Here is a 13,970-nt window from a genome sequence, read left to right on the forward strand (position 1 = left end):
TTTCCTTACCCGATGACCGGATGCATGCACCCTCGCCTGTCACGGCGAACCGACCGGCTCAGCGCGGCTGTCCTCCGGCATCCGGCCGCGATTCCGCCGAGCGCGACGCGGCGGCCTCATCCCGGGCCGCCCTCCGCCTGCGCGCGGCCATGCTCAGCGCACCCACCAGGGCGATCAGCCCCCCGGTGATGGCTCCGGAAACCAGCTTGTGCAGCAGATCGTCCATCGGGACCCCGTTCACTCACTTCGTTGGCATGTCGGCGCCAACTGTCGTGGGAGGCGATGAAATACCGATGAAGCCCCTCAGGACGGAGCCGTCCCGGTGGCCGCATCGATGGCCGGCAGGCCCTTCTCGTTGGTCACGTGGACGAAACCGTTGACCGCGACCGGGGCGTTGTGCCACGTCGGGCTGTTCACGGAAGCCCCGTCCTGACGGACCAGCGCCGGCCGCCGGAGGCCGCGTCGACGGCGTGCACGATCCCGTTCAGGGAGTCGGCCAGGCTCCACTTCTTGTCGCCGGTGGCCGCGTACACCGCGTACACGCTCTTGCCGAGGCTGCCGAAGAAGACCGTGCCGTCGGCGATGGCGGGCCTGCTGCGGATCCTGTCCTGCGCGGCGAACTGCCACGTGTCGCCCCCGTCGCCACCGGCCCGGTGGCCTCGAACGGCGTGGCCCCGGTGAGGAGTTCGTGCAGCACGCAGCCGAAAGCGTACAGGTCGGAGCGGGCGTCGCCGCTTCACCCGGTACCGGCCCGCAAGAACGCCCCGTGTCGGGCACACCGCCACCACCTGGCAAACGTGCCCCATGGAACCTCAGGAGACGTCGGGGGTCCCAGCCGGTGTACGGCTACGGATCCGGCACCCGTCCAGCCGCCCCCGACGCCCCGTCTGCAAAGCCGGGCGGCGGACCCGCAGGACGTCACGGGCGACAGCCGCCCCCTTGATCGTTTCCGGCCGCAACGCAAGTCCCGGATCGGGTGAGCGGCCACGGTGGAGTGAATCGCACAGCCTCGCTCCGGCGCCTCGCCCAGTGATGGCGGGGCGGTTGACCCTCTCTCGAATTTCCACGCGACAAAGCGCGCGCCGACAGCCGTGACCTCGCCCGTTCGGGCGCCGTTTTCCGAGCACTCGTCCGATCAGCTGTCAACGAGGGGGCCCAGTGCATCACCGCCACACCCGCCTCGCAAATGCCACGGGGGTGCGTTTGCGAGTCGAACACCACGTTCAGGAGCGGCCGTTCCGGAGTCTCACCGAGTCGGACACGACGGTCACGGGGAGGCCTCAGTGGTGACACGTCCGCGCTACCGGCTCGTGGTCGACGTGATGGTGCTGATGGTCCGCGACGACGGGAGGGTCCTGCTGCTCCGCCGGGCCGGGCAGGTCTACGCCTCCGGGCTGCTGTGCCCGCCCGGAGGACATCTGGAGGACGGCGAGACCGTCACGCAAGGCGCCCTGCGCGAGGTCGCCGAGGAGGTCGGCGTCACGATCGCACGCCGCGACCTGGAGTTCTGCCACGTCGTCCACCACCGCAGCCCCGAGGGGCAGGGCCGCATGGGGGTCGTGTTCACCGCGCAGGCGTGGACGGGCCAGCCGTCCGTTCGCGAGCCGGAGAAGTGCTCCGCGCTGGTGTGGGCGGATCCCGCGCGGCCGCCGGCGGACTGCGTGCCGTACACCGCCTCGGTCCTGCGCCGGTTCTGTGCCGGGGACCTGCTGTCCGAGCACGGCTGGCCGGCAGGGGGCGGTGCGGCGTGAAGCGGACAGCAGAGGAGAAGAGGGAGCAGCAGGCCGAAGGGTCGCCGTCGGAACAGCTGTTGTTCGGCGGGCCGCTGGTCTACTCGGCCCGGTGGAACGACCACAGGTACGCGTATTTCGAGATGTCGTTGTGGGCGATGGCCCGGCGCCTTCCGCGCCTCGTGGGCTTCACGGTGCGGCTGGCCCGGCGGGCCGACCGTCGTGCCCTGTGGGCCGTCGGCATCGGGGAGTCGGTCCGCGGGGTCAGCCAGGCCATCGGTCTGGTCGCCGTCAACAGCGTCCTGGCCGCCGTGCTCGCCGTCGGCTCGATCGGGCACCGGCTGCAGGCCGCGGTCCCCGCCATGGCCGGGGTGGCCGTCACCGGCGTCATCGGGGCGCTGGCGAACGCCGGTTCCGCCTCGGGCACGGGGCGGCTGGAGCCGAAGGTCGAACGGGTCGCCACCGAGATGTACCTGGCACACGTCGCCAAGGTCGAGCTGGCGGCGATCGAGGACGCCGAGTTCAACCAGCTGATGGACTCCGCACAGTACGGCGCCCAGTCGGCCCGGCGCATGGTCGGCGCCTGCAGCGGCGTCATCGGCTCCTTGGTGAGTTTCGTGGCCGCCGCCGGTGTGCTCACCGTCCTGCACCCGGTGCTGCTGCCGCTGCTGGTTCTCATGACCGTGCCCCGGTCGTGGGCGTCGCTGAGGAACTCCCGTGAACGGTACGGCAGTTACCTGCGGTGGATGGAGCACGCGCGGGCCGGCCGGCTGCTGAGTCACGACCTGATGCGCACCGGCCCGGCGCCCGAGGTCCGGGTCCACGGTGTCGGCCCGCTGCTGCTGCACCACTTCCGGCAGATGTCGGAAGCCTCCGAGGCCGAGCAGTCCCGCCTCGCCGCGGACGCCGCCCAGGTGCGTCTGGCGGCCTCCGCCCTCACCGGCGTCGCCGCCCTGCTGACCTACGGGGCACTGGGCGGCCTGCTCGCCACCGGGCTGATGGCCCTGTCGGTGGCCGGCACCGCCGTGCTCGCCGTCCGCACCGGCGGGCAGAGCCTCTCCACCCTCGTCCTGCGCGTCAACGACCTGTACGAACAGGCCTGCTACGTGCACGACTTGGAGCGCCTCTTCGCGGACGCCGAGAAGTGGACCGTCCCCGAAGGCGGGCGCCCGGTCCCCGACCGGCTGTCGCTCATCCGCTTCGAGAACGTCACGTTCTCCTACCCCGGCAGCAGCGACAGCAGCGACAAGGCGACGGAACGCCCTGCGCTGGACGGCGTGACGCTGGACATCCCGGTCGGGAAGATCGTGGCACTGGTCGGCGAGAACGGCTCGGGCAAGACGACTGTCTCCAAACTGCTGGCCGGCCTGTACCAGCCGACCGGCGGCCGGATCCTGTGGGACGGCGTCGACGCCTGCGAACTGGACCGGGCCCGGCTGTGGGCAATGTTCGCGATGGTCGGCCAGGACTTCCACCGGTGGCCGTTCACCTGCCGCATGAACGTCGCCATCGGCCGCCCCGAACGCCCGGTGCAGCAGGCGGCGTTGGAGGAGGCCGCCGCGTACGCGGGCGCCGACTCGGTGGTGGAGGAGCTGCCCCGGGGCTGGGACACCCTGCTGAACAAGGGCTACAAGGGCGGTCACCAGATCTCCGGTGGCCAGTGGCAGCGTCTCGGGATCGCCCGCGCCCGCTACCGCGACGCCCCGGTCCTCATCGTCGACGAACCGACCTCCGCGCTCGACGCGAAGGCCGAGGCGGAGGTCTTCGAGCAGATCCGCAGGCTCGCGGACACCGGGCAGACGGTCGTGCTGATCACGCACCGTCTCGCCTCCGTGCGGTACGCGGATCTCATCCACGTCCTCGAGGACGGCAGGCTGCGGGAGTCCGGCACGTTCGCGGAACTCCTCGCCCCGTCGTCGGCCGGGGTGTTCCGCGAGCTGTACGAGATGCAGCGCGCCCAGTTCGAGAACCCCGCGCTGCCCGGCCGGCGCAAGCCCGCCGATGCGGGGCACGGGTCATGACATCGCCGAATGCCGGCAGACAGCGGGGCTCACTGCAGAACGTCCGGCTGTTCGTAAAGGATCTCCTCCCGCAACGGCAGGAATCCGCGCCAGTTCTGGCCCTGCAGCCCCGTCTGGCTGTAGGTGAACCGGGCCACTTCGGGGTCGATGGGCCGGAGTTCACCTGCGGCCGCCGCGATGAGCTGGACCTGTGCGGCGCGCTCGGCCTGGACGTAGAGGGTGGCCGCTTCCTCCACGCTGCGGCCCACGGTGAGCAGGCCGTGATTGGCGAGGATGGCCGTGCTCATGGTGCCGAGTTGTTTGGCGATGCGGGCGCCTTCCGCCGGGTCGTACACGATGCCCTGGAAGTCGGGTACGACGACGTTGTCCTCGAAGAACAGGCAGGCGTCCTGGGTGATGGGGAGCAGGGGTTGTCCCAGTGCCGCGAGGGCCTTTCCGTAGAGGGAGTGGCTGTGTGCGGCTGCGACGATGTCCGGGCGTGCGTGGTGCAGTTGGGAGTGGATGGCGAAGGCCGCCTTGTTCACGGGCGCGTCGCCGTGGACGACGAATCCGTCGGCGTTGACGAGGATCAGGTCGGACATCCGGATCCGGGAGAAGGACCGTCCGAGGGGGTTCACCCAGAAGTGGTCGTGGAGTTCCGGGTCCCGCACGGTGATGTGTCCGGCCAGGTGTTCGCCGTAGCCGAATTTGCCGAAGATCCGGAAGGCGATGGCGAGTTGTTCCCTGCGGTGCCGGCGTTCCTCCTCCACGGTGGCGAACTCCGGCGGGCCGGGCAGTTCGGGGTCGCGGGGTGTGAGGGACGCGGCGAAGGTTCCGTCAGTGGGCTCGGTCATCCTGGGGCCTCTCCTGCTCATCCGGTCAGCACGGCGTCGTCCAGCCGTTCCGCCTTGACGGTCCTGTTGCCCACGATGCTCATCACCACCGCGCCGAGGGTGATCGGTGCTCCGGCGACGGGTACGGGCAGTTCGCCCGCGAAGGGGTTTCCCCGTTCGCGCAGGTTGCGCACCAGGTGTGTCGGGTCGAAGCCCTGGACGCCTCCGACGGGGCCGGTCATGCCCACGTCGGTGACCAGTACGGTGCCGCCCGGCAGGAAGTGCAGGGGAATGGTCGGCTCGTGCGTGTGGCTGCCGAGCACCGCCGCCGCCTCGCCGTCGACGGCGTGCGCGAAGATCTGTTTCTCCAGGACGTGGTCGCCGTGGTAGTCGACGATGACCGCGCCCTGTTTCTCCGCCGACTTCCAGGCCCGGTAGGCGGGGAAGAACTTGTCGGCCACGCCTCTCGCGGAGTGCATGGCACAGGCGTCGGCGAGGTTCACCACGGTCACCGTGGTGCCGGCCGCCTCGACGGTGAGGACGCCGCGTCCGGGGACGCCGTCCTCGACGTTGGCGGGGCGCAGGACCCGCGGCAGGTCGAGCGAGGCCACGGCCTGCGGGCTGTCCCAGGAGTGGTTGCCTCCGCAGATGACGTCGACCCCGGCGGCGAGGAGCCGTTCCAGCTGCTCCACGGTCGTGCCGAATCCGTCCGGAGCGCAATTCTCCGCGTTGACCAGAACCAGGTCCACGCCGTACGCCCGGCGCATGTCCTCGATCTTGCGTACGAGGAGTTCCGCGGCGTCCGTTCCCACGACGTCACCGATGTAGAGAACTCTCACCCGGCCGCCCCCAAAGGTAGTCCAGCCCGCCTTCGCTGTGCTGTGCTGCCCCGATCAGGTCATTCAACTCTGCCCAGGGCCATGAGGAGCCGCATCCCACCATCGTCACATTCACGCGCTACGACCTTCGGCACACCGCGTCTGCCACGTAAGCGGATTCTTTGTTTTGTCCTCCGGCCGACTCGTTCCGTGCGCAGGCCGAGCGATTAGGGTGAGCGCCCTCCCAGAAACGGAGGGTGGATGCGATGGCGGGATCTCGTCCTTCCCGGGCCAACCACATTCTGACGGGCCCCGACCGGGCGGCGGCCAGGGCGGCGCTGCGTGCGACGGGCCTGTCCGGCAGGGAACTGGCCCAGCCGATGATCGGTGTCGCGCACAGCTGGATCGGCACGATGCCGTGCAATCTCAACCACCGTGTGCTGGCCGAGGCGGCCATGCACGGGGTCAGGTCGGCCGAGGCAACTCCGCTGGAAATCAACACCATTGCCATATCGGATGTCATCACCATGGGCACCGTGGGCATGCGCACCTCGCTGGTCAGCCGCGAGGTGATCGCCGATTCCATCGAACTCGTCGGCCGGGGTCACGCACTCGACGGGCTTGTCACGCTGGTGGGTTGCGACAAGACCATTCCGGCCGCGGCCATGGCCCATGTGCGCCTCGACATCCCCGGTGTCATCGTCTATTCCGGTACGACGCTTCCCGGCCGTTTCCGGGGCAAGGACGTCACCGTGCAGGACGTCTTCGAGGGCGTGGGCCGTCATGCGGCCGGTGAGCTCGACGACGCGGGGCTCGCCGAACTGGAGCGCAGCGCCTGCCCCGGAGCCGGGGCGTGCGGGGGTCATTACACGGCCAACACCATGGCGATGGCCATGGAGTTCCTCGGCCTGTCGCCGTTCGGCTCGATGGATCCGCCCACCGGCGACCCGCGCAAGTCCGATGCCTGCCGGGACGCCGGGGTGCTCGCGGCCCGCCTGGTGGAGGACGGTCCGACCCCGAGCGCGATCCTGAGCAAGGACTCCTTCCGCAACGCGATCACCGCGTGTGCGGCCACCGGCGGCTCGTCCAACCTCGTCCTGCACCTGCTGGCCATCGCCGCGGAGAGCGGCATCCCACTGGACATCGACGAGTTCGACGCGATCAGCTCCCGCACCCCGCTCGTCGCCGACCTGCGGCCCAGCGGCCGGTACACCGCCGTCGACCTGGACATCGCGGGCGGCACCCGGCTCGTCGGCCGGCGCCTCCTCGAGGCGGGGCTGCTGGCCGGGGACGCCCTGACGGTGACGGGACGTTCGCTCGCCGACGAGGTGGCCGAGGCCGCCGAGCGGCCGGGTCAGCAGGTGATCGCGCCCGCCGGTGCCCCGTTCGCCCCGTCGTCGGGGCTGGTCGTGCTCAGGGGCAATCTGGCGCCGGAAGGCTCCGTCCTCAAGACCACGGGGACCGGCACGCGCAGGCTGACGGGGCCCGCGGTGGTCTTCGACTCAGAGGAACTCGCGATGAGCGCGGTGCAGTCCGGCGCCATCACCGAGGGCGACGTCGTGGTGATCCGGTACGAGGGCCCGCGCGGCGGTCCGGGGATGCGGGAGATGCTCGGTGTCACGGCCGCCCTGGTGGGCCGGGGCCTGGGGCCCTCGGTGGGGCTGGTCACCGACGGCCGGTTCTCCGGGGCCACCCTGGGGCTGATGGTGGGTCATGTGGCGCCGGAGGCCGCCGACGGCGGGCCGCTCGCCGCCCTGCGGGACGGCGACCTCGTGACCATCGACCTGGACGGCCGGGTGGTCGACGTGGACCTGTCGCCGGTCGAGCTCTCCCAGCGCCTGAAGGAATGGGAGGCTCCGCCGTCCCGGTGCCCCGCCGGGGTGATGGCCAAGTACCGCGACACCGTCTCCTCGGCGGCGCTGGGCGCGATCACCACCCGTCCGCGCTCCCACGGCCGGACGGAGCAGCCGTGAGCCCGGCCCCGGAGCCCAGGCCCGGCCGGCTGTCCGGCAAGTCGGCGGTCGTCACGGGCGCGGCCCGCGGCATCGGACGCGCCACCGCCCTGCGCTTCGCCCGGGAGGGCGCGCTGCTGACCCTCACCGACGTGGACGGGAAGGCCCTCGGCGAACTGGCCGCGGAGCTGGCCGCGCAGGGCACCGAACCGGCCGCGGTGGCCGGGGACGTGTCGGTGCCCGCCGACGCCGAGCGGATGATCGCGGCGGCGGTCGAGGCGTACGGCCGGCTGGACGTGCTCGTCGCCAACGCCGGGATCCTGCCGCTGATCAGGATCACGGACGCGTCCGCGGACGACTGGGACCACGTCATGGCGGTCGACGGCAGGGGCATGTTCCTCACCTGCAAGTTCGCCATCGAGCGGATGGCCGCTGCGGGCGGCGGCGCGATCGTGTGCCTGTCGTCCATCTCCGGGCTCGCCGGTCAGGCGGGCCAGAGCACCTACGGGCCGGCGAAGTTCGTGGCCACCGGGCTCACCAAGCACCTCGCGGTGGAGTGGGCGGACCGGGGCATCCGGGTCAACGCCGTGGCGCCGGGGACGATCCGTACCGACCGGGTGCGCCGGCTGCCGGACGAGCCGGGCGGCGCCGCGTACCTCGCCGAGATCGAACGCAGGCACCCGATGGGGAGAATCGGCGAGCCGGACGAGGTCGCGGCCGCGATCGTCTTCCTCGCCTCGGACGAGGCCTCGTTCGTCACCGGGGCGGTGCTGCCCGTGGACGGCGGGTACCTGGCGCAGTGAGCGGCGGTTCCGGTCCGCCGCCCCGGTCCCGGGCGGCGGGCCGGAGCCGCTTCACCGTGCGTGGGGCACCCAGGCAACGGCCCGGCCGGGCGCCCCTGTTGCCCCTTCCAGCTTGACGGGAAGGAAGCAGAACCAGGCGCCGCGCGGGGGCAGCGCGTCCAGGCCGGCGAGCCCCTCGACGAAGACCGCGCCGGCGCCGAGGCCCGTCACGTGCACCTCGACGGGCAGCTTTCCCTGTACGGGGGCGATGCTGGGGGCGTCGATGCCCGCGCAGCGGACGCCGCGGTCCAGGAGCAGTTCGATCGTGGCGACGTCGGGTGCGGGCCAGGCGTCGCCGCACCGGGTGACGATGACGTCGTGCGCATACGCCCGCCCGGCCGGACCGCGGCGGTAGCGGGAGTCCCATCCGGAGCGGAACAGCACCACGTCGCCCGCGGCCAGTTCGCCGTGCGCCTCCTCCCAGGCGGTGATGTGATCCACCGTCACCAGGGGGCTGACGGACGCCTCCCCGGCCGAGCCCGTCAGCGCCGAGACGTCGACGACGGCCGCGGGGCCGTTGAGCCGGGACAGCGGGACCCGGTCCGCCGACACCGCGCCCCACTCCCCTGCGTTCGGCAGCCCCGAGTCCTCGTGCGGGATGAAGTGGGAGGGAGCGTCGAAGTGGGTCCCGGTGTGTTCGTCGAGGGCGAGCCAGCGGGTCGCGTACGGGCCTTCCCTGCTGTACAGCGGGGCCGAGGCGACGTCCTGTCTGTCCTCGTACCAGTTCCACACCTTCGCCTGGTACGGCTGGTGGGTGGGCCAGTAGCAGGGCAGGTCCTCGGCCACCAGTACGGAGAGGTCGACGATCTCGTACCCTCCGGCCCACGGCGGCGAGGCCGTCCTGTCGTTCTCCGGGGATCCGTCAGCCATGCGACGAAACACCTCCTCTGTCTCCCATCACTCCCAGCACAAAAGCCTTGTTGACGGCCTGGATCCGCGATCTCACGCCGAGCTTCGTGTAGATGTTGGTCAGATGCCGTTTCACCGTTCCTTCGGCGATGAAGAGCGTTCCTCCGACCTCGCTGTTCGTCAGGCCTTTCGCCACGAGGCGGAGCACTTCGACCTCGCGCCGGGAGAGCAGCCGGCCGGATTCGCCGAGGCCCCGCATCATGTCCCGGGGGATCGACATGACCACCCGGTCGCCGCTGTTCACCACCATCCGTACGGCGGAGCGGAGTTCGTCGCGGTCGCCGTCGGGCACCAGAAACGCCCGCACCCCGAGGCGCACCAGTCTCCGCAGCAGGCCGGGGTCGTCGCGTCTGGCCAGCAGGACCATGGTTCTGGTGCGCGGGGTCAGTGCGCCGATGCGTGCGATCACGGTTTCCAGGGGCGGGCCGGGAATGCTGCAGTCGATGAGCACGACGTCCGGCTGCTCGCGCTCCACCGTCTCGATGCAGTGGTCCCCGTCGCCAGCCTGCCCCACGACGGAGAAGCCGGCATCCGTGCTCAGCAGCGCGGTGATTCCCTGCCGGTACAGGGAGTCGGGGTGAGCCAAGACCATGCTGATGCACTCTTGATTCTCGGAAACGGGACGCCCCCATCGCTCGACGACGTACAAATACTCGCGCCGATCCGCACAGTCAAGCCTCAACCCCCTTCGGATCAGGGGAACTTGCGGGATGCCGGAGAAGTTCATTGGGTGATACACCTGCCCGCCACCGCCGACGCTCCGGACGTGAGGACGGCTGCATGACCGCGTACGACGACCGACCGTCCACGCACACCGGGGACGACAGCGGCACCCATCGGCCCGCACGCCCCTTCCGGACCGTGGCCTTCGGCGTCGGCGCGGTCCTGGCCGCGAACAGCACCCCCACGCCGTTGTACGTCACCTACCAGGAGCGCTGGGGGTTCTCCGCCGGCACGCTCACCACGGTCTTCGCCGTCTACGCGGCCGGGGTCCTGGCGGCGCTCCTGCTCGTCGGCGGGCTGTCCGACCGGATCGGGCGCCGTCCGGTCCTGCAGGTCAGTCTCTGCGCGCTGATCGCGAGTTACGCGCTGTTCCTCGCCGCGGACGGGGTGACCTGGCTCTACTGCGCCCGCGCCGTCCAGGGGCTGGCGACCGGGGTGTTCACCGGTGCGGCCGGTGCGGCCCTCGCCGATCTGCACCCCCGCGCCGACCACCGGACCGCCGGGCTGGTGAACAGCGCCGCCATGCCGAGCGGCCTCGCGGTGGGAGCCACGGTCAGCGGCGCGCTGGCCCAGTGGGGGCCGGCGCCGCTGCGCTCCCCCTTCCTCGTGCTCGCCGGCGTCTCGCTCGTCGTGCTGGCGGCGATCAGCGCCTGGGTCCCCGAGACGGTCGCCGCGCCCGGACGGCAGTGGTCACGGGTGGTACGCCTGCAGCCGCTGCGGGTGCCGCCCGAGGCGCGCCGCGAGTTCCTCGTCGCCGCGATGGGGGTGGCCGTCGCCTGGGCGGTCGGAGGGCTGTACCTGGGCCTCGCGGGCAGCCTGGTCAAGGAGTTGCTCCACGGGTCGGACTCCTTCGTCGCCGGCCTGGTGATCCTGAGCATGCAGGGCGTCGCCGGAGCCGCCCAGCTGACCTGGGCCCTGCGCTGGAGCACCGTGCCGGACCGGGTCGCCTCGGCGGTCGGCTGCGCCGCGCTGTGCCTCGGCATCCTGGCCGTTGCCGGTGCCCTGTTCACGGGCAGCCCGGTGCTGTTCTTCGCCGGGTCGGCGGTGACCGGCGTCGGATTCGGCCTCGCGTTCATGGGCAGCAGCCGCCGCATCACCCAGGCCGCTCCGCTCGCGCGCCGCGGGGAGACGCTGGCCGCGTTCTTCGTCGTCGCCTACCTGGCGTTCTCCGTTCCTTCCGTGCTGGCGGGCCTCCTCACCACCCGGTTCGGCCTGGTGCACACGTTCTACCTCTTCGCGGAGACCACAGCGCTGCTCTCCGCCGCCACCGCGGTCCGTTCCGTACGGCTCGACGCCATCCACCTGTCGTAGTACGCCTGGAAGGTGCCGTCCGACACGGCTGTCGCCAGCCAGTCGTCGGCCTGTCCGGTGAGCGGGCTGTTCTTCGGCAGCATGTAGGCCTTCTCCACGACCGTGAACGGCCGGTCGGAGTGGACGGGCGCCAGCCCCGGGTGCTGCCCGGACTGGTACCTGGCCTCCAGCGCGTCCGTGATCATCACGTCCGCGCGGCCCGCGGCGATCTCGTCGAAGACGGTGGCGTTGTCCTTCCAGACGGTGACCGTGGCGTCCGGGAGGTGTTCCCTGACGAACTTCTCGTTGGTGCCGCCGGGGTTGACGATCACCCGGACGTCCTTGCGGTTGATCTGGTCCAGCGTGCGGTACCGGTCCACGTCCTCCGACCTGACGAGCGGGACCTTGCCGTCGGTCAGGTACGGATCCGTGAAGTCCGCCTGCTCCCGGCGCTCGGCGGTGATCGAAACACCGCCCATGGCGATGTCGCACTTCCCTTGCACCGCAAGGTCGTTCATCAGGGTCGGCCAGGTCGTCGGGACGAACTGTGCGCGCCGGCCGAGGTGCGCGGCGAGGTCGCGCGCCATGTCGATGTCGATGCCGCTGTACTCGCCGGTGGCGGCGTCGCGGAAGGTCAGCGGCTTGTAGTCGCCGGTCGTGCAGACCTTGAGCGCGGCCGGCGGCCCCGCGTGTGCGGGCGTCGTCGCACCGCTCGCGGCGAGGAGAACGGCGCTGCAGGCCAGGGCGGTTGACACGATCCTGCGGAAGCCTCGGAACGCGAGCACGGCAGTGGGCACCTTCCTGTCGGCGGCAATCGCGGTCACCGTAACAGCGGGCCGTCGGCCGACGATGCGGCAAAAGGTGACACTTGGGCCGCAGGAGTCACCACAGCGGTCACAACAGCCCTGCCCGGGCCGCCTGGATGCCGGCCTGGAAGCGGGTGCGGGCACCCAGCGCGTCCATCACCTCGCGCACCCGGCGCTGGACGGTGCGCGGCGAGACGCCGAGCAGGCGGGCGATGCTGTCGTCGGTGTATCCCGCGCAGAGCAGCGTGAGCAGCTCCGCCCGGGGATCGCCGCCCGCCGGGGCCCGGGTGTCCGGGACCCGTACGGAACGGTTCCAGTACGCCTCGAACGTGCCGGTCAGCGCGTCCAGCAGGGACGAGGCGCGCACCAGCATGGCCCCGTGCAGCTCGGAGCCGGTGCACAGGGGCAGCATCGCCCACCGGTCGTCGACGACGGCCAGTTTGCAGGGGAGTTCGGGCAGCACCCGGGCCTGCTCCCCCGCGCCGACGCACGCGCGGATCTCGGCGAGCCGGCCGGGGGCGCCGACCGAACCGGCCTCGTACACCACACGGATCTGCACACCCCGCCCCAGCAGGGCGCGTTCGAGGCCCGGGTCGGAGCGGACGATGTGCGGGGGCTTGTCGAAGAGCAGCACCCGGCGGCGGGCGCCGGCCAGCATCGACCGCCAGTGCTGGGCGATGGCGGCGGTGCCGGTGACGACCTCGACCAGGTCGGTGGCGCACGGGCGGCGGGCCGAGCGGTAGGTGCGCATCAGCTCCGCGATGCGGCCGCGGGTGCGGCACAGTTCCTCCTCGCGGCGCAGCAGCAGCGCCTCGACGGCGAGGTCGGGGGCGGCCGCCGACCAGCGGTCGGGGTCGCCGTCGCGGCGGTGGAGCAGGCCCCTCGCGGTGAGCAACTGCAGGAGCCGACCGGCCCGTTCGGCCGAGGTGCCGAGTTCGTCCGCGAGCGATGCGGCCGTGCAGTACGGCGCGGACACCGCACAGAGGTAGGCGGCCTCCTCCTGCTCCGACAGGCCGAGGGCGTCGAGGAGTCCGGAGGGGGCCGGGCGGGACTCGTGAGGGACCACCACCCAAACATCATGACATGTTCCCGCCATAACGGATTCCGGCCGGACCGCGCTGCTTGAGGGCGTGCACCGTCGCCCGCACCATGAGCCCCGGTCGGCCGACCACCCCCACCGGCACACCACACCCCCAAGGAGCGTGCCCCATGGGCATATCCCCGGGCATCGCGCGCATCATCGGCAGATCCGGCCCCCGCAGACCCCCCACGGCCAGGGCTGCGGCAGCAGCACTCCTGCTGTCCGCAGCCCTGGTGCCGGCCGGCACCGCGAGCGCCCACGCCTCCGCTTTCGGTCCGCTGAACGCCCGCCTGCAGGACAGCAACTGGGGCGGCTACGTCGCCCGGGGCTCGTTCACCACGATCACCGGCTCGTGGACCGAACCCCACGCCACCTGCACCTCGGCCAACGACCTCTTCGCCCCCTGGGTCGGCATCGACGGCTACGGCTCGCAGTCGGTGGAGCAGGCCGGGGTGCAGACCGACTGCTCCAGCGGCTCGCCCGTGCTCTCGGCCTGGTACGAGATGTACCCGTCCCCGCCCGTCTACTGGAACGACCCGGTCTCGGAAGGCGATTCCATCACCGCGACGGTGGTCTCCAACGGCGGCGGCAGCTACACCCTGACGCTCACCGACACCACCAAGGGCTGGTCCGAGCACGTCGACCAGACCATCGGCGGCCAGAACGCGAGCGCCGAGGCCGTCATCGAGTCGCCGACGCAGAGCTATCCGTCCTTCGCCCGCCTGGACTTCTCCGGCATCACGGTGGACGGGCAGCCGTTCGACTCCGTCCGGCCGCAGGCGCTGGTCAGCGGGGGGTACGTGCCCGGGCCGTTGCAGGGCGGGGCGTTCAGCGTGACGCCTGGCGGCGGGCCGAGCACGTCTGCGCCTGCCGGCCGGGCCGGGAGCATCCGGTACTGAGAGGCCGGTACGTCGGCTTTCGGCTCGTCGTGGCTGGTCGCGCAGTTCCCCGCGCCCCTTTGGGACGCGGGGAAGCACCGCAAATCG

The 13,970-nt window shown here is 71.5% G+C and carries 14 protein-coding genes; 6 read left to right on the forward strand and 8 right to left on the reverse strand.

Annotation, left to right across the window (positions count from 1 at the left end; genetic code table 11):
• Window positions 1-58 precede the first annotated feature (58 nt).
• Both ACMATS_RS03705 and ACMATS_RS03710 read right to left on the reverse strand, forming a co-directional pair.
• A complete protein-coding gene (locus ACMATS_RS03705) occupies window positions 59-226 on the reverse strand; it encodes a hypothetical protein (protein WP_390778879.1) in 168 nt (55 codons plus the stop codon).
• Between the two features lie 187 nt (window positions 227-413).
• Window positions 414-779, reverse strand: a complete 366-nt coding sequence (locus tag ACMATS_RS03710) for a PQQ-binding-like beta-propeller repeat protein (protein ID WP_414166857.1) — start codon at window positions 777-779, stop codon at window positions 414-416.
• A 504-nt stretch (window positions 780-1,283) separates the two neighbouring features.
• Here ACMATS_RS03710 and ACMATS_RS03715 point away from each other — a divergent pair.
• Window positions 1,284-1,751, forward strand: a complete 468-nt coding sequence (locus ACMATS_RS03715; protein ID WP_390778877.1) for an NUDIX domain-containing protein — start codon at window positions 1,284-1,286, stop codon at window positions 1,749-1,751.
• A complete protein-coding gene (locus ACMATS_RS03720; RefSeq protein ID WP_414166858.1) occupies window positions 1,748-3,751 on the forward strand; it encodes an ABC transporter ATP-binding protein in 2,004 nt (667 codons plus the stop codon). Before ACMATS_RS03715 ends, ACMATS_RS03720 begins: the two co-directional genes overlap by 4 nt.
• A gap of 29 nt (window positions 3,752-3,780) precedes the next feature.
• Here the strand turns inward: ACMATS_RS03720 and ACMATS_RS03725 are convergent, their stop codons facing one another.
• Together ACMATS_RS03725 and ACMATS_RS03730 are read right to left on the reverse strand one after the other, a co-directional pair.
• A complete protein-coding gene (locus ACMATS_RS03725; protein ID WP_414166859.1) occupies window positions 3,781-4,584 on the reverse strand; it encodes a class II aldolase/adducin family protein in 804 nt (267 codons plus the stop codon).
• A gap of 17 nt (window positions 4,585-4,601) precedes the next feature.
• Window positions 4,602-5,402, reverse strand: coding sequence for a YmdB family metallophosphoesterase (locus ACMATS_RS03730; RefSeq protein ID WP_414166860.1), 801 nt, complete (start codon window positions 5,400-5,402; stop codon window positions 4,602-4,604).
• A gap of 245 nt (window positions 5,403-5,647) precedes the next feature.
• Between ACMATS_RS03730 and ACMATS_RS03735 the strand changes: the two genes are divergently transcribed.
• Both ACMATS_RS03735 and ACMATS_RS03740 read left to right on the forward strand, forming a co-directional pair.
• A complete protein-coding gene (locus tag ACMATS_RS03735; RefSeq protein ID WP_414166861.1) occupies window positions 5,648-7,354 on the forward strand; it encodes a dihydroxy-acid dehydratase in 1,707 nt (568 codons plus the stop codon).
• Window positions 7,351-8,136: an SDR family NAD(P)-dependent oxidoreductase gene (locus ACMATS_RS03740; protein WP_414166862.1), complete on the forward strand. Its 786-nt coding sequence runs from the start codon at window positions 7,351-7,353 to the stop codon at window positions 8,134-8,136. Before ACMATS_RS03735 ends, ACMATS_RS03740 begins: the two co-directional genes overlap by 4 nt.
• 51 nt (window positions 8,137-8,187) lie before the next feature.
• Here the strand turns inward: ACMATS_RS03740 and ACMATS_RS03745 are convergent, their stop codons facing one another.
• On the reverse strand, window positions 8,188-9,045 hold the full coding sequence (locus tag ACMATS_RS03745) for a cyclase family protein (protein ID WP_414166863.1): 858 nt from the start codon (window positions 9,043-9,045) through the stop codon (window positions 8,188-8,190).
• Window positions 9,038-9,811, reverse strand: coding sequence for a LuxR C-terminal-related transcriptional regulator (locus ACMATS_RS03750; RefSeq protein WP_391149668.1), 774 nt, complete (start codon window positions 9,809-9,811; stop codon window positions 9,038-9,040). The genes ACMATS_RS03745 and ACMATS_RS03750 overlap by 8 nt, the downstream gene beginning before the upstream one ends.
• A gap of 53 nt (window positions 9,812-9,864) precedes the next feature.
• Between ACMATS_RS03750 and ACMATS_RS03755 the strand changes: the two genes are divergently transcribed.
• Window positions 9,865-11,118, forward strand: coding sequence for an MFS transporter (locus ACMATS_RS03755; protein ID WP_414166864.1), 1,254 nt, complete (start codon window positions 9,865-9,867; stop codon window positions 11,116-11,118).
• Here ACMATS_RS03755 and ACMATS_RS03760 read toward each other — a convergent pair.
• Window positions 11,034-11,882 (reverse strand): transporter substrate-binding domain-containing protein, encoded by an 849-nt coding sequence (locus ACMATS_RS03760; RefSeq protein ID WP_414166865.1) that lies wholly within the window; start codon window positions 11,880-11,882, stop codon window positions 11,034-11,036. The two genes, ACMATS_RS03755 and ACMATS_RS03760, sit on opposite strands and share 85 nt — an antisense overlap.
• A gap of 109 nt (window positions 11,883-11,991) precedes the next feature.
• Window positions 11,992-12,972, reverse strand: coding sequence for a helix-turn-helix transcriptional regulator (locus tag ACMATS_RS03765; RefSeq protein WP_414166866.1), 981 nt, complete (start codon window positions 12,970-12,972; stop codon window positions 11,992-11,994).
• Window positions 12,973-13,112: 140 nt separating this feature from the next.
• Here ACMATS_RS03765 and ACMATS_RS03770 point away from each other — a divergent pair, with 140 nt between their 5' ends.
• Entirely contained in the window at window positions 13,113-13,883 is a 771-nt protein-coding gene (locus ACMATS_RS03770; RefSeq protein WP_414166867.1) for a G1 family glutamic endopeptidase, read from the forward strand.
• The last annotated feature ends 87 nt before the right edge of the window (window positions 13,884-13,970 follow it).

Origin of the sequence: Streptoverticillium reticulum (assembly GCF_047456005.1) — a bacterium.
In the GTDB taxonomy this organism is placed as follows: Bacteria; Actinomycetota; Actinomycetes; order Streptomycetales; family Streptomycetaceae; genus Streptomyces; species Streptomyces reticulum.

What these genes read in the sequence shown, in the direction of transcription:
- ACMATS_RS03750 (WP_391149668.1), bottom strand. Translation starts at nt 9,811, where the DNA reads ATGAACTTCTCCGGCATCCCGCAAGTTCCCCTGATCCGAAGGGGGTTG.
- ACMATS_RS03770 (WP_414166867.1), top strand. Translation starts at nt 13,113, where the DNA reads ATGGGCATATCCCCGGGCATCGCGCGCATCATCGGCAGATCCGGCCCC.
- ACMATS_RS03725 (WP_414166859.1), bottom strand. Translation starts at nt 4,584, where the DNA reads ATGACCGAGCCCACTGACGGAACCTTCGCCGCGTCCCTCACACCCCGC.
- ACMATS_RS03755 (WP_414166864.1), top strand. Translation starts at nt 9,865, where the DNA reads ATGACCGCGTACGACGACCGACCGTCCACGCACACCGGGGACGACAGC.
- ACMATS_RS03745 (WP_414166863.1), bottom strand. Translation starts at nt 9,045, where the DNA reads ATGGCTGACGGATCCCCGGAGAACGACAGGACGGCCTCGCCGCCGTGG.
- ACMATS_RS03705 (WP_390778879.1), bottom strand. Translation starts at nt 226, where the DNA reads ATGGACGATCTGCTGCACAAGCTGGTTTCCGGAGCCATCACCGGGGGG.
- ACMATS_RS03735 (WP_414166861.1), top strand. Translation starts at nt 5,648, where the DNA reads ATGGCGGGATCTCGTCCTTCCCGGGCCAACCACATTCTGACGGGCCCC.